Source organism: Telluria sp. ZB4P36 (genome assembly GCF_059685865.1).
The window spans coordinates 21,548-45,825 of sequence record NZ_JCASIE010000024.1; the positions used below are offsets into that span (position 1 = coordinate 21,548).

Consider the following 24,278-nt stretch of genomic DNA (forward strand, 5'->3'; position numbering starts at 1 on the left):
CCAACAGCATGAAACAGCAAACAACGGCGGTTGATGAAGGCCAGGTGGCGCACGCCAACGAAATCAACGTTCTGGATATCCTGATCGTTCTCGCCAAGCGCAAAAAATCCATTTTCTGGCTGACGTTCAGCGCGGCCGTGCTTGCCATCGTCGTGAGCCTCGTTCTGCCGAGCACCTATGAGGCGAGCACCCGGGTCATGCCGCCGCAGCAGAACCAGTCGAGCGCGTCGATGCTGTTGTCGCAGTTGGGCGGCATCGTAGGCGCTGCCGGCGGCATTGCAGGCCTGAAGAACCCGAACGACTTGTACGTGGGCATGTTGCGTAGCCGGACCGTCGCCGACAAGCTGGTCGACCGCTTCAAGCTGAAACAGGTCTATGACACCACGTCGCAGGATGAAGCACGTACGCACTTGGCCGAGTCGACTACCATTTCTGCAGGCAAGGATGGCCTGATCACCATTTCCGTCGAAGGACGCGACCAGAAGCTCGTCGCACCGATGGCCAATGCCTATGTCACCGAGCTGCTCAGCCTGACCAAGGTGCTCGCAGTGACCGAAGCGGCGCAGCGGCGCGTGTTCTTCGAACGTCAGCTCGAGACGGCACGGGACCAGCTGGCGAAAGCCGAGCGTGCGCTCAAGGGCGGCCTCGATGCCCGTGGCGTGATCAGTGTCGACGCGGAGAGCCGCGCTATCGTCGAGACCGTTGCCAGGCTGAGGGCCCAGGCATCGGCCAAGGAAATCCAGCTGAGCTCTATGCGTTCATTCTTCACTTCCAGCAACCCTGAATTCCGCCGTGCCGAGCAGGAGTTGGCCGGATTGCGTGCAGAGATTTCCAAGCTGGAAAACGGCAGGGTAGGCGCTGTCTCGACGGAATCGAGTGCCGGCCAGGGCGGCCTAGAGAGTGTCAAGATCCTGCGTGACCTGAAGTACTATCAGATGCTGTACGAGCTGCTGGCGAAGCAGTATGAAGTCGCGCGCCTGGATGAAGCCAAGGACCCGCCGATCATCCAGGTACTGGACCCGGCCATCGATCCGGAACGCCGTTCCAAGCCGCGCCGCGCCCTGATCGTGATGCTGACGACCTTCGTGGCCTTCATGTTTGCTGTTTTGTGGGCATTCTTCCGTGAGGCAAAGCAGCGTGCAGCAGCCTCTCCGGATGGTTTCGCAAAAATGGCTGCGTTGAAATCGTATCTGGCGGTCAGATAAGACATTGGTCATGCTTGGGGCGCGCACAGCGGTCTCACTCACTGCCGCCGGCAGGCAGACAAACGTATAGCTGCTACAGGCACATATTCCCGGCGCCTTCTGGGCGTCATCTCTAGCTTATAAATACAATGATTCTTGTTACTGGCGGAGCCGGATTTATCGGATCGAACTTCGTACTGGACTGGTTGGCGCAATCCGCTGAGCCGGTGCTGAACTTCGACAAGCTCACGTACGCGGGCAATCTCAACAATCTGGCAGCACTCGACAACACGCCGGCGCACCTGTTCGTGCAGGGTGACATCTGCGACACCGAACACGTGGCGCGCCTGCTGGCGGAACATCGGCCACGCGCGATCGTGCATTTTGCCGCCGAAAGCCATGTGGACCGTTCGATCCACGGTCCCGCTGCCTTCATCCAGACCAACGTCAACGGCACCTTCAGCCTGCTGGAAGCGGCGCGCGCCTACTGGACGGCCCTGGAACCGGCCAACAAGGCAGCATTCCGCTTCCTGCACGTCTCGACCGACGAGGTCTACGGCACTCTGGGGCCGGACGATGCGCCGTTCACCGAAACCACGCGGTACGCACCAAACAGCCCGTATTCGGCCTCCAAGGCCGCCTCGGACCACCTGGTCCGGGCTTACCACCATACCTACGGCATGCCGGTGCTGACCACCAACTGCTCGAACAATTACGGCCCCTATCATTTCCCGGAAAAGCTGATCCCGCTCGTCATCGCCAATGCGCGCGCAGGAAAGCCCTTGCCGATCTATGGCGACGGACAGCAGGTGCGCGACTGGCTGTACGTTGGCGACCACTGCGCGGCGATCTGTCGCGTGCTGGCGGACGGCCGTGTCGGCGAGGTGTACAACGTCGGCGGCTGGAACGAAAAGGCCAATCTCGAGGTCGTGCACACGCTGTGCGACATCCTGGACGAACTCGCACCCAAGGCGGCGAATGCGGACGGAACTCCGGCCAGCTACCGCAGCCAGATCACCTTCGTGCAGGACCGCCCCGGCCACGATCGCCGCTATGCGATCGATGCCCGCAAGATCGAGCGCGAGCTGGGCTGGAAACCGGCCGAAACCTTCGGAACCGGTATCCGCAAGACGGTCGAATGGTATCTGGCCAACGACGCATGGGTGCGCAACGTGCAGTCCGGCGACTACCTGAAGTGGGTCGAAAAGAACTATGCCGGGCGCCGGCACGGGGAGGGCACATGAACGCCCAGGCAATCCGGCGCAAAGGCATCATCCTGGCGGGCGGCTCGGGCACGCGACTGTACCCGGTTACGATGTCGGTCTCGAAGCAGCTGCTTCCGGTGTACGACAAGCCGATGATCTACTATCCGCTGACGACTCTGATGCTGGCGGGTATCGACGATATCCTGATCATCTCCACGCCCCAGGACACCCCGCGATTCCAGGAAATGCTGGGTGACGGCAGCCAGTGGGGCCTCAGCCTCAGCTACGCCGTGCAGCCCAGCCCGGACGGGCTGGCGCAGGCGTTCATCATCGGCCGCGAATTCATCGGCAACCAGGCGTCGGCGCTGATTTTGGGCGACAATATCTACTTCGGCCATGATTTCGAAATGCAATTGCGCGTCGCCGCGGACCGGACACAGGGAGCGACCGTGTTCGCTTACCATGTGCACGATCCCGAACGTTATGGCGTGGTGGAATTCGGTCCAGAGGGACGTGCCATCAGCATCGAAGAAAAGCCGCAGCAGCCCAAGTCGAATTACGCGCTGACGGGCCTGTATTTCTACGACAACACGGTGTGCGATATCGCCGCAGACGTCAAGCCATCGGCGCGCGGCGAACTCGAAATCACCGACCTCAACCGCGCCTACCTGGCGCAGGGCCAGCTCAATGTGGAACTCATGCGCCGCGGCATGGCGTGGCTCGACACCGGCACCCACGATTCGCTGCTCGAGGCAGGCCAGTTCATCGCCACGATCCAGCACCGCCAGGGCCTGAAAGTGGCGTGTCCCGAAGAGATTGCATTCCGCAAGGGCTACATCGATGCGAGCCAGCTCGAGGCACTCGCCCAGCCACTGCGCAAGAATGAATACGGCCAGTACCTGCTGCGCCTCCTGAATGAAAAACTGTTCTGAATACGAGCAGAACCATTACCTTTATAAAGCTTTTGTCATGAAACTTTCCGTCGATACTCGCATCGCAATCATTGGCCTTGGATATGTCGGTCTGCCCCTGGCAGTCGAATTCGGCCGCAAATTCCCGACCACGGGCTTTGACATCAACCAGACCCGCGTCGCGGAACTGAAGAGTGGCGTCGACCACACGCTCGAGACCGATGCGGACGAGCTGCGCGAAGCCGTGCACCTGCGTTACACGACCAATCCGGGAGATCTGCGTGACGCTCAGGTGTACATCGTGACCGTGCCGACCCCGATCGACGAGCACAAGCAACCGGACCTGACGCCGCTGCAAAAGGCGTCGGAAACTCTGGGCAAGGTGATCAAGAAAGGCGACGTCGTCGTATACGAATCGACCGTGTATCCGGGCGCGACCGAAGAGTACTGCGTCCCGGTCATCGAGCGCGTGTCGGGCCTGAAGTTCAACGAAGACTTCTTCGTCGGCTACAGCCCCGAGCGCATCAACCCGGGTGACAAGCTGCACCGCCTGACGACCATCACCAAGGTTACCTCCGGCTCGACCCCGGAAATTGCCGATTTCGTCGACGCCCTGTACGCCAGCATCATCACTGCCGGCACCCACAAGGCCTCGTCGGTGCGCGTCGCCGAAGCGGCCAAGGTGATCGAAAACACGCAGCGCGACCTGAACATCGCGCTGATGAACGAACTGGCCATCATCTTCGGCAAGATGGGCATCGATACCGAAGACGTGCTGAAAGCGGCTGGCACCAAGTGGAACTTCCTGCCATTCCGTCCCGGCCTGGTCGGCGGCCATTGCATCGGCGTCGATCCCTACTACTTGACCCACAAGGCCGAGTCGATCGGCTACCATCCGCAGGTGATCCTGGCGGGTCGCCGTATCAACGACAGCATGGGCGCGCACGTCGTCAGCCGCCTGGTCAAGCAGATGCTGAAGCGCCGCATCCAGGTCGACGGCGCCAACGTGCTGGTGATGGGCCTGACCTTCAAGGAAAACTGCCCGGACCTGCGCAACACCAAGGTGATCGACATCATCAACGAGCTGAAGGACTACGACGTCAACGTCGACGTCTACGACCCCTGGGTCAGCGTCGAGGGCGCCCAGCACGAGTACGGCATCACCCCGGTCAGCGCACCGGTGGCCGGCAAGTACGATGCCATCGTCCTCGCCGTGGCGCACCGCGAATTCGCGGAGATCGGCGCAGCGGGCCTGCGCGCCTTCGGCAAGGACGAACACATCCTGTTCGACCTCAAGTATCTGTTGCCGAAGGGCGAAGCGGATATCCGTCTCTAAGCCGATCGGTGAAAGCATGAACCCTTACCAACAACTGCGACAAGAGCTGGCCGCAGGGCCGCGTACTTGGCTGGTGACCGGCTGCGCCGGTTTCATCGGCTCGAACCTGGTCGAGACCCTGCTGATGCTAAACCAGGTCGTGGTGGGCCTGGATAACTTCGCTACGGGACACCGCCGCAACCTCGACGAAGTGGCGACGCTCGTCGGCGCCGAGCGCTGGGCGCGATTCAAGCTGATCGAAGGCGATATCCGCGAACTGGTGGCCTGCCAGGCCGCCACCGCCGGCGTCGACCATGTGCTGCACCAGGCCGCGCTCGGTTCCGTGCCGCGCTCGCTGAAGGATCCGCTGACGACCAACGAAGTCAACGTCACCGGCTTCCTGAACATGCTGACCGCGGCGCGCGACGCCGGGGTGAAGAGCTTCGTGTATGCCGCGTCGAGCTCGACCTATGGCGACCATCCCGCGCTGCCGAAGGTCGAGGAGCACATCGGCAAGCCGCTGTCCCCCTACGCCGTGACGAAGTACGTCAACGAGGTGTATGCGGATGTCTTCGCACGCAGCTATGGCTTCAAGAGCATCGGCCTGCGCTATTTCAACGTCTTCGGCAAGCGCCAGGACCCGGCCGGCGCCTACGCCGCGGTGATCCCGAAATGGGTCGCGGCGATGCTGGCCAACGAGGATATCGTCATCAATGGTGACGGTGAAACCAGCCGTGACTTCTGCTTCATCGAGAACGTGGTGCAGGCCAACCTGCTGGCGGCGACTGCGGACGACGCCGACAGGAACGAGGTGTACAACGTCGCCGTGGGCGGCATTACCACCCTGAACGACCTGGTCAAGAACCTGAAAGAGGTTCTCGGTGAGCTCGGCGTCGACTATGCGAAGGCGCCGGTGTACGGCGACTTCCGCGCCGGTGACGTCCGCCATTCGCAGGCTGACATTTCCAAGGCGGCGCAGCGTCTCGGCTACGCTCCGAGCCACGACATCCGCAGTGGCCTCGAGAAAGCCATGCCCTGGTACGTGGCGAACCGCTGAGCGGCGCGCCGGCCCGTAGCGATGCACTTACGACGAATTGAGTAACCATGAGCGATAACAAACCCATCTACGTGACCCAGCCGAGCCTGCCGCCGCTGGAAGACTTTTATCCCTACCTGCAAAAAATCTGGGATAACAAGATCCTGACCAATGGCGGGCCCTTCCACCAGCAGCTGGAAAGAGCCCTGTGCGAATACCTCGGCGTCGAGCACCTTGCCCTGTTCAGCAATGCGACCATCGCACTGGTAACGGCCTTGCAGGCGCTGCGCATCACGGGCGAAGTCATCACGACTCCTTATTCGTTCGTCGCCACCGCTCACTCCTTGCTGTGGAACGGCATCAAGCCGGTCTTCGCTGACGTCCATCCAGACACGCTGAACCTGGATCCGGCCAGGATCGAGGCGGCGATTACCCCGCAGACGACGGCGATCATGCCGGTGCACTGCTACGGCCACCCCTGCGACGTCGACGCGATCCAGAAAATCGCCGACAACTACAACCTGAAAGTCATCTACGACGCCGCCCACGCTTTCGGTGTCCACAACGACAAGGGCAGCATCCTGCGCTACGGCGACTTGTCCGTGCTGAGCTTCCATGCAACCAAGGTCTTCAATACCTTCGAAGGCGGCGCGATCATCTGCCCGGATGCGAAGACGAAGCTGCGCATCGACCAGTTGAAGAACTTCGGTTTCGTGGACGAGACCACGGTGGTCGCGCCCGGCATCAACGGCAAGATGAGCGAGATCAACGCCGCCTTCGGCATGCTCCAGCTGCGCGAGGTCGACGACGCGATCGCACGCCGCCGCGACATCGACCAGCTCTACCGCAAGCAGCTTGCCGGCATCAAGGGCATCGAATGCCTGGACGATGCGGGCGAGAAAGTGGCGAACTATTCGTATTTCCCGATCCTGGTCGGTTCGGAATTCCCGTTGTCCCGCGACGCGCTGTATGCAAGGCTTCGTGAGGAAAACGTGTTCGCGCGGCGCTATTTCTATCCCTTGATCAGCGACTTCCCCATGTACCGCGGCTTGCCGTCGGCACGCCCGGAGAATTTGCCGGTCGCGTCCCAGGCGGCCTCGCGCGTGATGTGCCTGCCGATTTATCCGACCTTGCCGTTCGAAGACGTCGAACGCATTGCGTCCTTGATCAGGAAGGTATAAGCGATGGCCATCCTGAGCCGTGCGGCAATTGAACAAATGGGGTTTCGCAGCGTCGGCGACAACGTCCGCATTTCCGACCGTGCGTCGTTCTACAACTGCGCCGCGATTGAACTCGGCAACAATGTACGGATCGACGACTTTTGCGTCCTATCGGCCGGCACCGGCGGCATCCGCATCGGCGATCACGTCCACATCGCTGTCTATTCGTCCATGATCGGCGCAGGCCGCATCTCGCTCGCCGATTTCTGCAATGTGTCGTCGCGGGTATCCATTTATTCGAGTAGCGACGATTATTCCGGCGCGGCGATGACTAATCCGACGTTGCCGGCCGAGTACACTGCCGTTTTCCAAGCGGATGTCGTGCTGGAAAAGCATGTCATCGTCGGCAGTGGGAGTGTCGTCCTTCCCGGCGTGACGCTGGAGGAGGGCGTGGCAGTCGGAGCACTCAGCCTGATCAACCGCGACTGTGCGGCATTCGGAATCTATGCCGGTAGTCCGGCCAGACGGATACGCGAGCGAAAACGCGATCTCCTCGACCTGGAGCGCCGTTTCCACGAAACACGCGGAACCGGGCAAACAGAATGTCTCTGAAACGCAACATCCTTTCCAGCTACGCAAGCCAGATCTATGTAACCCTCATCGGCATCGTGATGGTGCCCATGTATGTGCGCTACATGGGATTGGAGGCGTATGGCCTGGTCGGGTTTTTCGCCATGTTGCAGGTGTGGTTCCAGCTGCTCGACCTCGGGCTGACGCCTACCATGTCGCGGGAAAGTGCCCGCTTCCGTGGCGGGGCCATCGGCGGGGATAACCTGCGTGCTCTGCTGCGCGCACTGGAAATGATTTTCGTCGCGCTGGCCGCCCTAGGCGCCATTGCGATCATGTTGTCCGCGCAAATGCTGGCGACGACCTGGCTAAAGGTTGAAACGCTGCCGATGGACCAGGTGGCGACGTCCATTGCCCTGATGGGCCTGATCGTGGCCCTGCGCTGGATGGCCGGCTTGTACCGTGGCGCCATCAACGGCTTCGAGCAGCTGGTATGGCTGAGTGGCTTTAACATCGTTTTCGCGACCCTGCGCTTCGTCCTCGTCGTCCCGTTCTTCATTTATGTGGGAACGAGTCCCGTCGAATTCTTCGGCTACCAGCTGGCCGTCGCAGTGGTGGAGTTGCTGCTGCTGATACAAAAAACCTACGCCCTGTTCCCGAAAGCATCAGGGCGCCAGGCGGATGCCGCCCAATGGACCGAGCTGAAAAAGGTGCTAGGGTTTTCCTTGAATATTGCGTTCACGGGCTCGGTGTGGATTCTTGTTACGCAAACCGATAAACTGCTGCTGTCCAAGTTCCTGTCGCTATCGGATTACGCGCACTTCACACTGGCCGTTCTCGTCGCCAGCGGGGTCAGCATCATCAGTGGGCCGATCAGTGGCGCGCTGTTGCCGCGCTTGACCAAACTGGCGGCGGAAGGGGACGAATCCGGTCTGCGCGAACTCTATTGTAAAGCCACGCAATTCGTCACCGCGATTGCCATTCCCGCGGCCCTGGTGCTGGCATTCTTCCCAGAACAGGTGCTGTGGGCATGGACCGGTGACCGCGAAATCGCCAAAAGCGCCGCTGGCGTCCTGCGGCTTTATGCACTGGGAAATGGCGTACTGGCGCTCGGGGCGTTTCCATATTACCTGCAGTTCGCCAAAGGCAGGCTGCGCCTGCACCTGATCGGCAATCTGCTGTTCGTCCTGTTCCTTATCCCTGCCCTGGTGCTGGCGACGTCCAGCTACGGCATGACGGGCGCCGGCTATGTATGGCTATGCGCGAACCTGATCTATTTCGTGGCGTGGGTGCCGCTGGTCCATAGCCGACTGGCTACCGGCATGCATGCGGCATGGCTGTCGAAGTACGTGGGTGTGACTGCCCTGTGTTCGATTGCCGGAACGGTGGCGGCAAGCCTCTTGTCGCACTGGCCGGCCGACAGGCTCCTGGTGGCCCTGGAAATCGCCGTGATCAGTACGATCGTGTTGTTCGTCGCGCTGTCGAGTATCGCCAGCGTACGTCAGCGCTTTATGCAAAAACTGTGTCCTGCCATCTGAAGAGAAACATGAAAGTTAATTTTCCAAAAGTGTCGGTGTGCGTCGTTGCATACAATCACGAAAGATACATCCGCGATTGCCTGCAAAGCCTAGTCGACCAGAAGACCGATTTCGACTTCGAGATCCTTGTCGCCGACGACTGTTCCACCGACGCCACCCGCGACATCGTCCGGGAATTCACGGAGCGCTATGTCGGCCTGGTCAAGCCAGTCTATCCGCCGCAAAACCTGGGTCCCTACCAGAATTACCTGGCGGTGCATGCGCAAGCCAAGGGGCAGTACATCGCGCATGTCGACGGCGACGATTACGCCTTGCCTGGAAAGCTGCAGGCGCAAAGCGATTTTCTGGACGCTCATCCGGAATGCGCGATTGTCTGGCATAGGATGAAGTTTCTCGACGATAGCAAGGGCCGCCTGGCCGACGATCTGATCGACGTCAAGCTGCTTCCTGCTGCCGGGATCACGCAAGGCGATTTGCTGTCAATCGGTTCGGTCGCTTGCCATAGTTCCAAGATGTACCGTGCTCAACACAAATTCGACGAGACAAGCGAGCCGGAGTTTCTCGATTATTTCATTGACGCTCACCAGCTCGCTTTCGGCACCGGTCGACACCTGCCCGGTGTTCACGGCGTGTACCGCGCAAACGTCGGCATATCCAGTGCCGGCTTCAAAACGCGCAGCATCCTGTTGAGCAACCTGACGACCCTGGCCCAGCGCTTCCCGCGCAGTCGCCGGGCGATTGCGGCGCACATGCTGCGCCTGATGCTAGGCGACATATATTATCGCCGTCCGACCCTGAAGCAATCCATGCGCGGTTTTGCCACCGTATTCACCCCGATGTGTTTCATCGACTTTCTGGCGGCCTTGCGTTATGCCAGGATGTTTAGCTCCCCCTTGCAAGGGCCATCGAAAACATGAGCAACGAGACGTCGCAGTCCGACGCAGTACGGAGAGTCGGCGCACACGCAGCGAAAGAAGAGGTAGCGAAGTTGGAACATCTGGCCGTGCGGGGCTGCTATAGCAGTCACCACCCGCGTCTGTCGTCGAGCGCCGGCATGGCCAGGCGCTACCGCAATCTGGCGAAAGGCCACCTGCACGTATTGCGCGAACACGCGTCCGTGATGAGTCATGCCGCGTCCGGTAAGCAGCTTGCACGCTACGAGCGGACGGCCGTGCCCGCACGTTTGTCCTGAGACGCCCGAGAGCTGGAAATGATCAGTCACTCCATGTCCCCGTTCAGGACCGCTCTGGCTTTCCTGGCGGTTTTTTTCTTCCTCTTTGCTCCACGGCTGAATGTCGCCGGCGGTGTCAGCATGGGGATGGTGGTCGTCCTGTGCGTGTCGGTCCTGGCAATCAAGGCGCGTGGTAGCCTGACGGTTCCACGGCCTTTGCTGCACCTGTTTGCTATCTTTACCTGTTTTGCCATGTACAGCGCCGTGCTGGCAGTTTTCTACGACCATGATCCGATTTATTTTGTCAATATCTGCATCTCGGTCACGGTCAGCATCGTCTGCACCTGGTTCTTCGCTGAATTGCTCGTGAAAAACAATGTGGTCGGCAAGGATCTGGTCTTTTTCATCATCGGCCTGATCGTCAGCGCCATCTTTTTCAACTCGCTGGTCATCGCCCTCGAGTACTTCATTCCGCCAGTGAAAGACGCGATCGAGTCGCTCCTGTATATCGACGCCGCGGCCAACATCAATTATGCCGACCACCCGTTCCGCCTGCGCGGCCTGGCTTCCGCGGGTGGAGCAGCCTTGTCGATCGTGAACGCCATCGGCGTCCTGCTGATCATCTTCCTGTTCCATTCAAGGAAATTGGGCGCGGTGACGGCGGTGCTGATGGCGCTGCTCATCGTGTTGTCCAACATCTTCACCGGACGAACAGGCTTGATCTTCGGCCTTGTCTTCTTCGCCGTACTGTTGGGAATGGTCCTGACCAGGTTCATGCGCAGCGGGATCAAGGGCCTCACCGCCTCGCTCCTCCTGATCTTCTCGTTCGGCCTGTTCCTGCAGTATGCGATCAGTTTCGAACTGGATCCGGAGGCCGCCCTCTGGGCCTTCGAGTGGGTTGACGGCCTGATGTCGGGGGAAGTCAGTTCCACGTCCTCGGACGACCTGGGAACCATGCTGTTTCTTCCCGACAACGTCGCCCATTTATTCTTGGGGATCGGCTACTTCGAAGGCGATGGCCGGCTGTATCCACGAAGCGATTCCGGTTACGTCAAATCGATCATGACCGTTGGCTTGATCGGCAGTATGTTGTTGTACGGCTTGCTGGCGAATATGTTGCTGAAACTAAGGAAGATCGATCCCCGCTTTTCCTGGCTGGCCGGTTCGATCCTGGTCTTCATGTTCATCGTCGAGGTCAAAGAGCCTTTTTTATATCAAAACTTTGCTGCCCGCGTCTGTTTCTTGCTATCCGGCGCAGCAATGGTCTTACTGAGTCGGCAGGGCAATGCGCGTAATTCATATAATAGTAGGGCTTAATGTCGGCGGCGCCGAGCTGATGCTCAAGCGTCTGGTCTCGGCTCCCCAAACAGGACAGGCTCCGCGGCATTCGGTCGTGTCCCTCACCGGGCTCGGCCCGATCGGCGCGGAACTGCGCAAGACCGGTATCGAAGTCGATGCCCTGGGTATGAAGTCGGTACTAGACGCCCCGCGGATCATCCTGGCGCTGATCCGCATATTCCGCGCAAGACAGCCCGACATCGTGCAGACCTGGATGTACCACGCCGACCTGCTGGGCGGGCTGGCGGCATGGCTTGCGGGGCAGCGCAAGGTCATCTGGGGGATCCGTACCACCGATGTGGGCGCTGGCAACAGCCGAAGCACGGTCGCCGTCATGCGGCTGTGCGCCCGGCTGTCACGCCGCATTCCCGACGCCATTGCCTGTGCGGCGGCGGCCTCGCGCGATGCTCATGTGGCGGTCGGCTACGACGCCGCCAAGATGGTTGTCGTTCCCAACGGTTTCGATCTGGATCACTTCCGGGCCGGCGCCCAGATGGGGCGGCAGGTGAGGACAGCCTGTGCGTTTGCAGGCGACGAGATCGTGGTCGGGACGGTCGGCCGCTTCAACGCAGCCAAGGATCACCGTAATTTTGTCCGCGCGGCGGAACTGCTCGCAGCGCGCCATCCGAAGGTCCGCTTCCTGATGGTCGGACGCGGCCTCGACGGTGCCAATGCGGAACTGATGGGCTGGATCGCGCAGACCGGCTATGCTGCCCGCTTCACGCTGCTCGGCGAACGCAGCGACGTGCCAGCCTGCCTGGCAGCGATGGACGTGTTCTGCCTCTCGTCGCGCACCGAGGGTTTCCCGAACGTGGTGGGCGAGGCGATGGCGGTCGGCGTGCCGTGCGTGGTCACGAATGTGGGCGATGCGGCTTTGCTGGTGGGAAGTACCGGAGTCGTCGTACCCAAGGAAAATGAGGCCGCGCTGGCCGATGGCCTGGGAAAGGTGCTGGCGCTTGCGCCAGCCGACCGGGCCGCGCTGGGGCAGCAGGCCAAGGAACGGATCAACGCGGAGTTCACGATCGATCGTGCTCGCGAACGATTCGAAGCAGTTTATCAACGTGTCTTAAATAATCGATAGAGCGGGCAGCGCATGTGTGGATTTGTAGGTTTCTTAGGTGGCAATGGCAAAGACGGGTCGGCCGACAATCAGGCCATGCTTAATCGCATGACGGACACGATCGTGACACGCGGACCGGACGATGGCGGCGCATGGAACGATCCTGAACAGCATATCGGCCTCGGGCACCGCCGCCTGGCAATCGTCGACCTGTCGCCGGCCGGTCATCAGCCGATGCCTTCGGCCTCGGGACGTTATGTCATTGCCTTCAATGGCGAAATCTACAACCACATGCTGTTGCGCGAGGAGCTGCAGGCCGCCGGCCAGGCCCCGGCATGGCGCGGTCATTCGGATACCGAAACCCTGCTGGCCGGTTTCGATGCCTGGGGAATCGAAGGGACGGCCAGGCGCGCCATCGGCATGTTCGCCTTTGCCATCTGGGACCGCGACCAGAACGTGCTGGTACTGGGGCGCGACCGGCTCGGTGAAAAGCCGCTGTACTACGGCTGGCAGGGCAAGGGCGCCGATGCGGTATTCCTGTTCGGCTCCGAACTGAAGGCCTTGCGCGCCCATCCGGCTTTCGAGAACCGGATCGACCGCGGTGCGCTGGCGCTGCAGCTGCGTCACAACTACATTCCGGCCCCCTACTCGATCTACGAGGGCATCGCCAAGCTGCCGCCGGCAAGCCTGCTGACCATCTCGCTGTCGGCGCCGGAGCCGAAGGTGGAGGCCTACTGGTCGGCCGCGGCGGTGGCCGAGGCAGGCGTGCGCGAGCCCTTCGCCGGTACGCCGGAACAGGCGGTCGATGCACTCGAAGCCTTGCTCAAGGATGCCATCGGCCAGCAGATGATGGCGGACGTGCCGCTGGGCGCCTTCCTGTCGGGCGGCGTGGACTCGTCCACCGTCGTGGCACTCATGCAGGCGCAATCGGCGCGCCCGGTGAAAACCTTCTCGATCGGTTTTCACGAAGACGAGTTCAACGAGGCTGAGCACGCCAAGAGCGTCGCGGCCCACCTGGGTACCGAGCACACCGAGCTGTACGTGACTGCCGAGCAGGCGATGGCGGTCATTCCGCGCCTGCCGAAGCTGTACGACGAGCCCTTCGCCGATTCCTCGCAGATTCCGACCTTCCTGGTGTCGCAGCTGGCGCGCCAGAAAGTGACAGTGTCGCTGTCCGGCGATGCGGGCGATGAACTGTTCTGCGGCTATAACCGCTACCAGATGACCGAGAAAATGTGGAGCAATATTGCCGCGGTCCCGGTCCCGCTGCGCAAGATGGCGGCCCGTTCGCTGATGGCCCTGTCGCCGGACACCTGGAACAAGCTGGCGGGCGGCGTGCGCCGCATCAGCGGCGGCACCCCGCGCTATGCCAACGTCGGCGACAAGATCCACAAGGGCGCGGCTGTCCTGTCCAGCAAGTCGATCGACGAGCTGTACCTGAACCTGGTCTCGTTCTGGCGCGATCCGGCTTCCGTGGTGATCGGTGCGAAACTGCCGCCGACCCTGCTGGACGGCAAGGCCCCGGCCCTCGACAAGCTGTCGGGCGTGGAGCGCATGATGGCGATGGACATGCTCACCTACCTGCCGGACGATATCCTTTGCAAGGTGGACCGCGCCGCGATGGGAGTCTCGCTTGAGACCCGGGTGCCTTTCCTCGACCATCGTGTTGTCGAGTTTGCCTGGCGCTTGCCTCAATCGCTCAAGTTGCGCGACGGAAAGAGCAAATGGGTACTGAGGGAAGTCCTTTTCCGCCACGTGCCCCGGGCCCTAATCGAGCGTCCCAAGATGGGCTTCGGCGTGCCGATCGGAAGATGGCTGCGCGGTCCGCTGCGCGAGTGGGCGGAGGCCCTGCTCGATGAAGGCCGCCTGCGTGAAGAAGGTTTCTTCCACCCGGCCCTGATCCGGCAAAAGTGGAACGAGCACCTCAGTGGCCAGCGCAACTGGGAACATCAGTTGTGGAACGTGCTGATGTTCCAACTTTGGTATGAAGAGAACCGTTAATTTGCAACAGTTGATAACGCTGCGTTAGCGAACAGCTCGCTATTGCGTTATTCTGTTGTCCCCGGAAAACAATCCGCGTCCACATGGCGCGGATTTTCATGTGTACTCATTCGGCGGCGCATGCCGCAACTTGCATGGTGGTAAAACCAATGAAGCGCAAGATTGTCATTTCGATTAACACTGCTTGGAATGTCTATAACTTTCGCGCCGGGCTGATCCAGGCGCTGATCGAAGCAGGGTATGAAGTCATTGCGCTTGCGCCCCACGACCAGTATTCCCAGCGTCTCCAGGAACTCGGCTGCAAGGTGATTGACCTTCCGATGGACAGCAACGGCACCCATCCCGGCCGCGACCTGCTGCTATTGGCCCGTTATTATTCGGTGCTGCGCGCATTGCGCCCGCACGCATTCCTTGGCTATACCATCAAGCCGAACATCTATGGTTCGCTCGCCGCGCATGCCCTGGGCATCCCGGTCGTCAACAATATCGCCGGACTCGGGGCCACTTTCATTCGCGACAGCCTGATTACCAAGGTGGTCAAGGCGCTGTACAAGACTGCCCTGAAGCGCTCGCACAAGGTGTTTTTCCAGAACGCCGACGACCTGGACTTGTTCACCGAGGCCGGCCTCGTGCCCCAGGCCGCGATCGGCCTGCTGCCTGGGTCGGGTCTGAACCTGGACCAGTATGTGCCGGCGCCGGTCGACACAGCGCCGCAGCGCCCGTTCCGCTTCCTGCTGGTTGCCCGGATGCTGAAGGACAAGGGCATCGAAGAATTTGCCGAAGCCGCGCGCCTGGTCCGACGCGAGAACCCGGCGGTGGAATTCCATCTGCTCGGCGCCGATGGCAGGAACAATCCGAACGGTATACCTGCCGCCACGATGGCTGCCTGGCAAAGCGAGGGCCTGGTGGTCTATCACGGCAAGACCGACGACGTGCGTCCCTATCTGTCGGCAGCCGACTGCGTCGTGTTGCCTTCGTACCGTGAAGGCGTGCCGCGCTCGCTGCTGGAAGCGGCCGCCATGGCCCGCCCGATCATCGCAACCGATGTCGTGGGTTGCCGTGACGCGGTCCAGGACAAGCTGACCGGCATGCTGTGCGAAGCGAAATCGCCGGCCTCGCTGGCGGGAAAAATGCAGGCAATGATGGCCTTGCCTCCGTCAGACAGGGCGGCGATGGGCGCGGCGGGACGACGCATGGTCGAAGAGAAGTTCGATGAGCAGATCGTCATCCAGAAGTATCTGCAGGCATTGAACGCTGTCGCCAAGCCGTTCACGGCACAGTCTGAATTGGCTGACTTCCTGCCCGAACAGATTAATTCCTGAACCCGATTCGCTCCGATTAAGAATTGTCGATATCTACCAGGCCGGTGGGCTCGCCCACCGGCTTTTGCTATCGATTCACACCACAGGTCGCTTCAATTGCAAGTCCAATTTCGTCCACCATTTAAATTGTCTTTGGGCGGCATGCTGACGCTCGCCGTTGCCAATGCCTTCGCAGCTGCTCCGACCGTGCAAGGCCAGTCGGGGTATGTCAACATGCCTAGTGCCGTCATCGAAACCGACGCGACCTTTACCGCTGGATATAGTTACGACAGCCCTTACGGCAGTTTCTGGGCTACGGTGACACCGCTGCCGTTCCTCCAGATGACCGGTCGTTATGTTTCGATCACCGGCATTCCAGGTTTTAACCGTAACAAAGGCGAGTATGGCAGCGAGTACGGCCGCTACAAAGACAAAGTCGTCGACGCAAAATTTGGCCTGCTGAGCGAGTCGACATGGTTGCCGGCTATCGCAGTGGGTGCGACTGACCTGTTCGGTACTGAGTTGTTCCAGGGACACTATGTCGTAGCGTCGAAGACGTTTGGCAAGGCAAAGAACATCGAAGCCAGCCTGGGTTTCGGCCGTAGGCGGCCATCCGGCGTGTTCGCGGGTGTTCGTTGGGTGCCGGAGTCGGCACCTGCCCTGGCACTTGTTGCAGAGTACGATGCCAACGACTATCGCAGGGATTTCCGCGCGGCTGACACTGACGCCGGGAAAAGGCGAAAGGGACCTGTCCTCGCTGCAGAGTATCGTTGGGGTTGGCTCGGCGCCCAAATCGCGCGACACCGTGACCACTTCAGTGCGAATGCTTACATCACATTCCCGTTTTCTGAACGCGAATTCATTCCCAAGCTATTCGAGCCAGCCTACTTCCAGGCAAAATCCGCTCCCGCCCGCGTGAGCATCGAAGCGTGGCAGCAGGACGGCAGCCACGGCGCCAAGCTCGTGCAGGCTCTCGTCAAGCAAAATTTCCAGCATATCCGTGCCGAAATGAACGGTACGACGCTGCGCCTGACGCTGACCAACAACCGTATTTCGGAGCTTGGGCGGGCAATAGGGCGAGCGAGCCGTACCGCACTGGCGTTTGCCCCTACCGGGACCAAGTCGATCCATATCACTTACACCAAACTCGAACAGCCCTTGGCGACCTACGAGTTCCTGGATCTCCCGAGCCTGGCCGATTACCTGACCGGTGTGGGCGATCGCGAAACCTTCCTGCAGACCGTGCTGGTCCGCTACTCCAACCCCGGCGACAAGGTCGGGGACGACCAGCGAGGTATGCTTGCCGCCTTGCGCGACGAGGGTGAAGCGCTTGGGGTGCGTGTCGGCCACGAAGGCAGCATCGTGCAGGTCAGCTCGGAAGACCGCGAAGCGAACCGCTTCAAGCTGCAGCCGAAGGTGTCGTTCTTCTTCAACGATCCGAGCGGCGCATTGCGCTACGAGACCTCGGTCGCGGCGAACTACGACAAGCGCGTGGGGGAGGGCTTGTATTTCAACAGCGCCTTCAAGCTGAACCTGCTCGAGAACGTATCGGGCGTGACCCAGCCGTCGAACAGCGTGCTGCCGCACGTGCGAACCGATATCGCCGAGTACAAGCGCGGCAGCCGCTTCAAGCTGAACCGCGCCCTGCTCAACAAGTACATGACCCTGGACGAGCACTGGTATGCGCGTGCCTCGGTCGGCCTGTACGAAGAGATGTTCCGCGGCGCCGGCGGCCAGGTCCTGTACCTGCCGAAGGACCGCCGCTGGGCCGCCGACCTGACCGTGGACGCGCTCCAGCAGCGCGACGTCAAGGGCTGGCTCGGTGCGCGCGACTACAAGACCGTGACCGCGCTGGGCGCCCTGCATTACCAGCTTCCCTACGGCGTGACCGTCACCGGCCGCGCCGGCCGCTTCCTGGCGAAGGACGAGGGTGTGCGCCTGGAATTCAAGCGGCGCTTCCGTTCGGGCGTGGAAGTCGGCGCATGGTTTACCAAGACCAACGGCAAGGACATCACCAATCCCGGCACGCCGTCCGATCCCTACAACGACAAGGGTATCTTCCTGTCGATCCCGCTGAACATCATGCTGCCTTCGGACAGCCAGGCCATCGCCGGGTTTGCGATCTCGCCATGGACGCGCGACGTCGGCCAGATGGTGGGCAGCCCGGGTGACCTGTACGAGCTGTTCGAGGATCCACGCCGCGACCTGAGTGCCTATGATGGTCTGGGTAATTTCGCGGAGCGCAAGGACGAGCAGCACCTCGACGTCATCGCGCAGCCGGTACGTCCGCTGCCGAGCGCTTGGCAGCACTTCCGCTGGCGCCTCGAGCAGGCGGCATCGACCACGCCGACCCTGCCGCAGTGGGCGCAGGGGACTTTGCTGGCCGGTGGCGCCGTCGCTGCCGGCGCGCTGCTCGACAAACCAGTGGACCGCCTGATGCGTCCGCGCCAGGAGTCACGGGTTGTCGATGCATGGGGTAATGTTGGCAAGGCCGCGCCGGTGCTGCTGGCCGGCGCCGCTGGCGCCGCAGTCGCTTTCGGCGACAGCCGGATGCAGAACATGGGCATCATCTCGCTGCAGTCGATCGCCGGCGCTGCCGGGGTGTCGATGGTGAGCAAGCGCATCGTCGGCCGCGCACGACCCGACGAAGAGCTGGGCGCCTTCAGCCGCAGCGGCAAGCGCTCCGACGCTTCCTTCCCGTCCAACCACGCGGCCGTTGCCTTTGCCGCCGTCACGCCCTTCGCCCAGGAATACGATGCGCCATGGCTGTACGGCCTGGCGGCGGTCGGCTCGCTGGGACGCGTGGCGGACCGCAAGCACTGGGTGTCGGACGTCGTCGCCGGCGGGGTGGTGGGGTATGCGATCGGCAGCTGGCTGTGGCAGGCCCAGCGGGACGATGCAAGGTCGAGCTTTGCTGTCGTACCGGGGGCGAAACAGATTGCCGTCACCTGGAGCGGCAGCTACTGATGCTGGTGGCGCCGTCGGCGCCACAGCTGGTTCCAGTGGTGGAACAAAAAAAATGGCCGCTGAAGCGGTAATGCCGTTCAGTTAAGGTAGTTTCTTGACCTTCCGGACGGCATAACGTTTCGGCATTGCCTTGACGGCCCGGTCGCATTTGCGGCCGGGCCGTTCGTCTTTCAGAAGGCTAACCAGCCTTTCTCGCAAATGCTTCATCGAGGCGGGCAATTTTCCGTATGACCTGGTGACGCCTGCCCAAGGCAGTTCGAACTGGATCAGGTGAAAGGCCCGAATGAAGCTCACCTCGGTCGGCCCGCATTTAACCACCAGTGCGGCCTTGGCGATTTCGAGGCGGATCAGATTGTAGGCAATGAGCGTGCCCCAGATTTCCTGATATACCCCATCCACTGTTTTCGAGCGCAGCGTCAGCGCTGTGCCGAGCATTGTCTGCTTGAGCTCCCGGTAACTCGTTTCGATTCCCCAGCGCTTGTCATAACAGGCGGCGATATCGGCTGGCTTGTAGCGGTGACGGTCGCGCAGCGAAGGCAGCAGGATGCGTTTGCGGGCCTGTGCGTCGACGACGGTAATTGCACGCGCCTCCCAGAACTCGGGCAACTCTGGACACTTGGACCTGGCCGGTGGCGAGACACGCATGCGCACCAGCATGTCATCGCTTTCGGCTTCGAGCGCTTCTCATTTAGTGTTCGATTTGGACGGAATGATGTAGTGCCGTTCGGCGCCGTTGCCGGTCAGGCCGCATAGAATCTCGGCTGACAGAAAGCCTCGGTCGAAGACCGTCAGCGATTCGTCCGGAATAGCCTCGACAAGCTGCTTTGCATACAGCATTTCATTGGTCGAGTATGGTCCGAACGCGGCGCTATGCACCAGGTGCGTAGGAAGTGACGTCAGGGTGACACCTCGCACCTGAGGATAGCTTGCGACCGTATCGCTGGCGTAGCTTTGCGCTCCAAAGTGCTCACGATTTTCTGCCGTGTCGTGGGTGCGCAAGGTCGTTCCGTCCATGGCAAACAGCTGCAACCCCTTGAACAGGTAGGCTTTCCTGTCCTGCGCCACCCAGTGCCTTGCAGAGCGCTCGAATAGCCACTTCAACGGCTCTGATCCAAGACGTTGCCGCGCTTGCGCCGCAGCGCTCTTGCTGACGAACGGTGTTTGTGAATCCGGTATCGCCAAGCCGAGATCGTCCAGCACTTCGCTGATGGATTTGTGTCTGTACAAAGCCAGCGCCACCATCAGCCATACCACCTGCTCAGCCGGCAGACGCCGATGCCGGATACTCGTCGCTTCCGTGCTCAGGACGGCCTGCTCGACCCATTCATACGGCAAATGCTCTCCCAGCCTTGCCCAATCGGGAGACTCAAGATGGTTTGCCAGGAAATGCAGGGTGTCGTCGAACATGGCGACGAAGGTTAACAGCGATGTGCGACGTTTACAACCACAAAATGAAAATGCCGTTCAGTCTTAACTGAACGGCATTACCGCTGAAGCGGCCATTTTCATGTACAGCAGGACGACGAGCGTCCACCGGATTAGTGGTGGGTGGTAGCCGCGTGGCTGGTGCTCGAATCGCTGTCCGAAGCGGCAACGCCGACGGCGGCAACAGCAGCGCCGATCGCGACCAGGGTGGTGGTCGACAGGCCAGCCAGGGCGGTGCCGCCCAGCAGGCCGCCGGTGCTGGCGGTGCCGGCAGCGGCGCCGGTAGCGGTGGTGCCGGTAGCGGTGCCGGTTGCGGTGGTGCCGGTTGCGCCGGTGGTGCTGGTTGCCGGGGTCGTGGTGGTGCTCTGGGCGAGCACTTGGGTCGACAGCAGGCTCAGGATAGCGCTAGCAACGAGAAGCTTTTTCATGTTGGGTCCTTGATTTGTTCAAATTACAGAAGTGCAAGTGCATCAATTGCAAGCACATTATATTACCAAAACATTTCCTCTCATTAAAAAAAGAGGGAATTAGTCGTGTCGTTCCGACAAACTAGCCCACGTTAGCGCATGTAGTCCCCGATGTCTATGCGGCTGGCATGGGATGGCCTATTCCGGACGAGAGAGGGCAGCCCTGCCCGGGCCTGTGAATACGGGGAGGATTCCTCCTCTATTCAGGTTATAGGCGTAGAGCAATATCAGCGACAATGCTGGACTGGTAGAGCTCACGCACGGAACGGGAAAGCAAGATGGCAGACGACAGCGACGCAGAACGGACAGAACCAGCGTCACCCAGGCGGCTCGAGAAAGCCCGCGAAGATGGCGACGTCCCCCGTTCGCGCGAAATCGCCACCTTCACCGTCCTGATGACCGCGGGCGCCGGCCTGTGGATGAGCGGCGGCTCGCTGATCGGCAAGCTTGAGCAGGCCATGCAGTCCGGCCTCTCGCTCAGCCGCGACCAGGTCTACAACCCCAATGTCCTGATCGAACGCGTCACGGCCGACCTGGTGGCGGTCCTGATCGCCTGCCTGCCGTTGGCCGGCCTCATCATGCTGGTCGCGCTCGCTTCGCCGTTGCTGATCGGCGGCTGGAACTTCTCCGCCAAGGCCTTCGTCCCGAACTTCATGAAGCTGGATCCGATCAAGGGTATCGGCAACATGTTCTCCACCAATGCCCTGATCGAACTGCTGAAGGCCGTCGCCAAGACCCTGGTGGTCGGCGCCGTGGCCTGGGTCGTCATCATGGGCCAGAAGGAAGCGGTGATCGGCCTGGCGGTCGAACCGCTGGTCTCCGGCACCGCCCACGTGGGCGAGCTGGTGGCCAAGGCTTTCCTGTTCATCACCGGCGCCCTGGGCGTGATCGCGGCCATCGACGGCCCGTGGCAGTTGTATCACTACCACGACAAGATGAAGATGACGCGCCAGGAAATGATCCAGGAGTCGAAGGAGTCGGACGGCAATCCTCAGATTAAGGGCAAGATTCGCCAGATGCAGCGCGAAATGGCGCGCGGCCGCATGATGCAGAATGTCCCTACTGCGGATGTGATCGTCACCAACCCGACCCATTACGCGGTGGCGCTGAAGTACGCCGACGGCCAGAAGGGCGCGCCGCGCGTGGTGGCCAAGGGTATCGACGACGTGGCGGCCAAGATCCGCGAACTCGGCGCCGAGCACAAGGTGACCCTGCTGGAAGCCCCGGCACTGGCCCGTGCGCTCTACAAGCACACCGACATCGACGAAGAGATCCCGGAGAAGCTGTTCTCGGCCGTGGCCGAAGTCCTGGCCTACGTCTACCAGCTGCGCGCCTACAAGAAGGGCGAAGGAATGTACCCGGATCGCCCGACCAGACTGGCGGTGCCGGCGGAGATGGACCCGAACGACCCGGCCTACAAGGGACCGGGAGCAGGAACCAATAACGGAGCATTGCATTGATGAACAGCATGAAACTGCCGGCATGGGCGGGCGGCCTCGCGGCAAAGGGCGCCAGCGCGCTCGCCGCACCGATCTTCATCATCGTCCTGCTGGCGATGATGATCCTGCCGCTGCCGGCCTTCGTGCTGGACGTGTTCTTCAGCTTTAACATCGCACTGTCCGTCATCGTTCTGCTGACCGCCCTGTACACGGTCAAGCCGCTCGACTTCATGGCCTTCCCGGCCATCCTGCTGATCTCCACCATGTTGCGCCTGGCGCTTAATGTGGCTTCTACTCGCATTGTCCTGACCGAAGGCCACACCGGCGGCGCCGCTGCCGGTAAAGTGGTCGAAGCCTTCGGCCACTTCCTCATCGGCGGTAACTTCACGGTCGGTATCGTCGTGTTCATCATCCTCACCATCATCAACTTCTCGGTGGTGACCAAGGGTGCGGGCCGTATCGCCGAAGTCGGCGCGCGTTTCGCCCTGGATGCAATGCCGGGCAAGCAGATGGCGATCGACGCCGACCTGAATGCCGGCCTGATCGGCGAAGCCGACGCCCGCAAGCGCCGCAACGAAGTGGCGCAGGAAGCCGAGTTCTACGGTGCGATGGACGGTGCGTCCAAGTACGTCAAGGGCGATGCGGTCGCCGGCATCATGATCACGCTGATCAACGTCATCGGCGGCCTGATCATCGGCGTGGTGCAGCACGACCTGAGCTTCGGCGAGGCCGCCGAGGTGTACACGCTGCTGGCCATCGGTGACGGCCTGGTGGCCCAGATTCCTTCGCTGATCATCTCGATCGCGGCTGGTATGGTGGTGTCGCGCGTGGCCAACGAGGACGACATCAGCAGCCAGGTGACCAACCAGCTGTTCGCCCGCCCGGAAGCCCTGTACATCACCGGCGGCATCATCTTCGCGCTGGGCGTGATCCCGGGCATGCCGAACCTGGTGTTCCTGCTGCTGGGCAGCGCCCTGTGCGGCAGCGGTTACATGATTGCCAAGCGCAAGAAGGAGGGCCCGGCCAAGGAAGCGGCCGCGGCGGCGGAAGCGGCGGCAACGGCCGCTGCCGGCGGCGCAGCCGCCCCGGCCGAGTCGGAAGAAGCGACCTGGCAGGACGTCATGGCGGTCGACACCCTTGGCCTGGAAGTAGGCTACCGTCTGATCCCGCTGGTGGACAAGACCCAGGGCGGCGAGCTGCTCAAGCGCATCAAGGGCATCCGCAAGAAGTTCGCCCAGGAAGTCGGCTTCCTGGCGCCGCCGGTGCACATCCGCGACAACCTGGAACTCAAGCCCTCGGCCTACCGCATCACCCTCAAGGGCGTGGAAGTGGGCACCGGCGAAGCCATGAACGGCCAGTTCCTGGCGATCAACCCGGGCATGGCCAGCGGCACGCTGCCGGGCCTGGTGACGGTCGATCCTGCCTTCGGCCTGCCGGCCACCTGGATCGACGCCAGTCTGCGCGACGAAGCCCAGAGCATGGGCTACACCGTGGTCGACGCCGGCACCGTGGTGGCGACCCACCTGAACCATTTGATCACCACCCATGCGTCGGAACTGCTGGGCCGCCTGGAAGTGCAGGCCCTGCTGGATCACCTGGGCAAGGAGACGCCGAAGCTGGTGGAAGACCTGGTGCCGAAGGTCGTGTCGTTGTCGACCCTGCAGAAAGTGCTGCAGAACCTGCTGCAGGAAGGCGTGCACATCCGTGACATGCGCACCATTATCGAGTCGCTGTCGGAATACGCCAACCAGACCCAGGATCCGGGCGAGCTGACCGCCATGGTGCGGGTGGCGCTGGGCCGGGCGATCGTGCAGCAGCTTTTCCCTGGCACCAACGAGCTGTCGGTGGTGACCCTCGACAACCGCCTCGAGCGTTTGTTGATGCAGGCCATGGGCAACGGTGGCGACGGCAGCGGCATCGAGCCGGGCCTGGCCGATACCATCGCCCAGCAGGCCGCCAATGCGGCGGCGCAGCAGGAAGAGATGGGCCTGAGCCCGGTGCTGCTGGTGCCGGCCCCGCTGCGCGTGCTGCTGTCGCGCTTCCTGCGCCGCGCGGTGCCGAACCTGAAGGTGCTGTCGCATAACGAGATCCCGGAAACCAAGACGATCCGGGTGACCAGCCTGGTTGGCGTGCCAATGTAGCTTGCATAAGCACGTGTGGTTTTATCGCAGCAAAATGAGATTCATTGCCATT

Annotated in this window: 18 protein-coding genes and 1 pseudogene; 17 read left to right on the forward strand and 2 right to left on the reverse strand. The window is 61.5% G+C overall.

Annotated features, from left to right (window positions below; genetic code table 11):
- The first annotated feature begins 8 nt into the window (after positions 1-8).
- From AC56LK_RS22335 to AC56LK_RS22405, 15 genes are all read left to right on the forward strand, one after another.
- A complete protein-coding gene (locus AC56LK_RS22335) occupies positions 9-1,205 on the forward strand; it encodes a GumC family protein (RefSeq protein WP_497186666.1) in 1,197 nt (398 codons plus the stop codon).
- A 128-nt stretch (positions 1,206-1,333) separates the two neighbouring features.
- Complete coding sequence (gene rfbB, locus AC56LK_RS22340) at positions 1,334-2,428, forward strand: dTDP-glucose 4,6-dehydratase (RefSeq protein WP_497186667.1); 1,095 nt, start codon at positions 1,334-1,336, stop codon at positions 2,426-2,428.
- Entirely contained in the window at positions 2,425-3,321 is an 897-nt protein-coding gene (gene rfbA, locus AC56LK_RS22345) for a glucose-1-phosphate thymidylyltransferase RfbA (protein WP_497186668.1), read from the forward strand. The genes rfbB and rfbA overlap by 4 nt, the downstream gene beginning before the upstream one ends.
- 37 nt (positions 3,322-3,358) lie before the next feature.
- Complete coding sequence (tviB, locus tag AC56LK_RS22350; RefSeq protein WP_497186669.1) at positions 3,359-4,636, forward strand: Vi polysaccharide biosynthesis UDP-N-acetylglucosamine C-6 dehydrogenase TviB; 1,278 nt, start codon at positions 3,359-3,361, stop codon at positions 4,634-4,636.
- A gap of 16 nt (positions 4,637-4,652) precedes the next feature.
- Positions 4,653-5,672: an SDR family oxidoreductase gene (locus AC56LK_RS22355; RefSeq protein ID WP_497186670.1), complete on the forward strand. Its 1,020-nt coding sequence runs from the start codon at positions 4,653-4,655 to the stop codon at positions 5,670-5,672.
- 47 nt (positions 5,673-5,719) lie between these two features.
- Positions 5,720-6,832: a DegT/DnrJ/EryC1/StrS family aminotransferase gene (locus AC56LK_RS22360; RefSeq protein WP_497186671.1), complete on the forward strand. Its 1,113-nt coding sequence runs from the start codon at positions 5,720-5,722 to the stop codon at positions 6,830-6,832.
- A gap of 3 nt (positions 6,833-6,835) precedes the next feature.
- Positions 6,836-7,423, forward strand: coding sequence for an acyltransferase (locus tag AC56LK_RS22365; protein ID WP_497186672.1), 588 nt, complete (start codon positions 6,836-6,838; stop codon positions 7,421-7,423).
- A complete protein-coding gene (locus tag AC56LK_RS22370) occupies positions 7,414-8,916 on the forward strand; it encodes a lipopolysaccharide biosynthesis protein (protein ID WP_497186673.1) in 1,503 nt (500 codons plus the stop codon). The genes AC56LK_RS22365 and AC56LK_RS22370 overlap by 10 nt, the downstream gene beginning before the upstream one ends.
- 8 nt (positions 8,917-8,924) lie before the next feature.
- The gene (locus tag AC56LK_RS22375) at positions 8,925-9,833 is read left to right on the forward strand and encodes a glycosyltransferase family 2 protein (protein WP_497186674.1); all 909 of its coding nucleotides are present in this window, start codon (positions 8,925-8,927) and stop codon (positions 9,831-9,833) included.
- Positions 9,830-10,108, forward strand: coding sequence for a hypothetical protein (locus AC56LK_RS22380; protein ID WP_497186675.1), 279 nt, complete (start codon positions 9,830-9,832; stop codon positions 10,106-10,108). Before AC56LK_RS22375 ends, AC56LK_RS22380 begins: the two co-directional genes overlap by 4 nt.
- Positions 10,109-10,126: 18 nt before the next feature.
- On the forward strand, positions 10,127-11,404 hold the full coding sequence (locus tag AC56LK_RS22385; protein ID WP_497186676.1) for a hypothetical protein: 1,278 nt from the start codon (positions 10,127-10,129) through the stop codon (positions 11,402-11,404).
- Positions 11,373-12,506 (forward strand): glycosyltransferase family 4 protein, encoded by a 1,134-nt coding sequence (locus AC56LK_RS22390; protein WP_497186677.1) that lies wholly within the window; start codon positions 11,373-11,375, stop codon positions 12,504-12,506. Before AC56LK_RS22385 ends, AC56LK_RS22390 begins: the two co-directional genes overlap by 32 nt.
- 12 nt (positions 12,507-12,518) lie before the next feature.
- Entirely contained in the window at positions 12,519-14,486 is a 1,968-nt protein-coding gene (asnB, locus tag AC56LK_RS22395; RefSeq protein WP_497186678.1) for an asparagine synthase (glutamine-hydrolyzing), read from the forward strand.
- A gap of 149 nt (positions 14,487-14,635) precedes the next feature.
- Positions 14,636-15,808: a glycosyltransferase family 4 protein gene (locus tag AC56LK_RS22400; protein ID WP_497186679.1), complete on the forward strand. Its 1,173-nt coding sequence runs from the start codon at positions 14,636-14,638 to the stop codon at positions 15,806-15,808.
- Between the two features lie 141 nt (positions 15,809-15,949).
- A complete protein-coding gene (locus AC56LK_RS22405; protein ID WP_497186680.1) occupies positions 15,950-18,754 on the forward strand; it encodes a YjbH domain-containing protein in 2,805 nt (934 codons plus the stop codon).
- Between the two features lie 81 nt (positions 18,755-18,835).
- Here the strand turns inward: AC56LK_RS22405 and AC56LK_RS22410 are convergent.
- Both AC56LK_RS22410 and AC56LK_RS22415 read right to left on the reverse strand, forming a co-directional pair.
- A pseudogene (locus AC56LK_RS22410) lies at positions 18,836-20,161 on the reverse strand (IS4 family transposase).
- A 131-nt stretch (positions 20,162-20,292) separates the two neighbouring features.
- A complete protein-coding gene (locus tag AC56LK_RS22415) occupies positions 20,293-20,607 on the reverse strand; it encodes a hypothetical protein (RefSeq protein WP_497186681.1) in 315 nt (104 codons plus the stop codon).
- A gap of 317 nt (positions 20,608-20,924) precedes the next feature.
- Between AC56LK_RS22415 and flhB the strand changes: the two genes are divergently transcribed.
- Both flhB and flhA read left to right on the forward strand, forming a co-directional pair.
- Positions 20,925-22,106 (forward strand): flagellar biosynthesis protein FlhB, encoded by a 1,182-nt coding sequence (flhB, locus tag AC56LK_RS22420; RefSeq protein WP_497186682.1) that lies wholly within the window; start codon positions 20,925-20,927, stop codon positions 22,104-22,106.
- Positions 22,106-24,226: a flagellar biosynthesis protein FlhA gene (flhA, locus tag AC56LK_RS22425; protein ID WP_497186683.1), complete on the forward strand. Its 2,121-nt coding sequence runs from the start codon at positions 22,106-22,108 to the stop codon at positions 24,224-24,226. Before flhB ends, flhA begins: the two co-directional genes overlap by 1 nt.
- Positions 24,227-24,278: the final 52 nt, after the last annotated feature.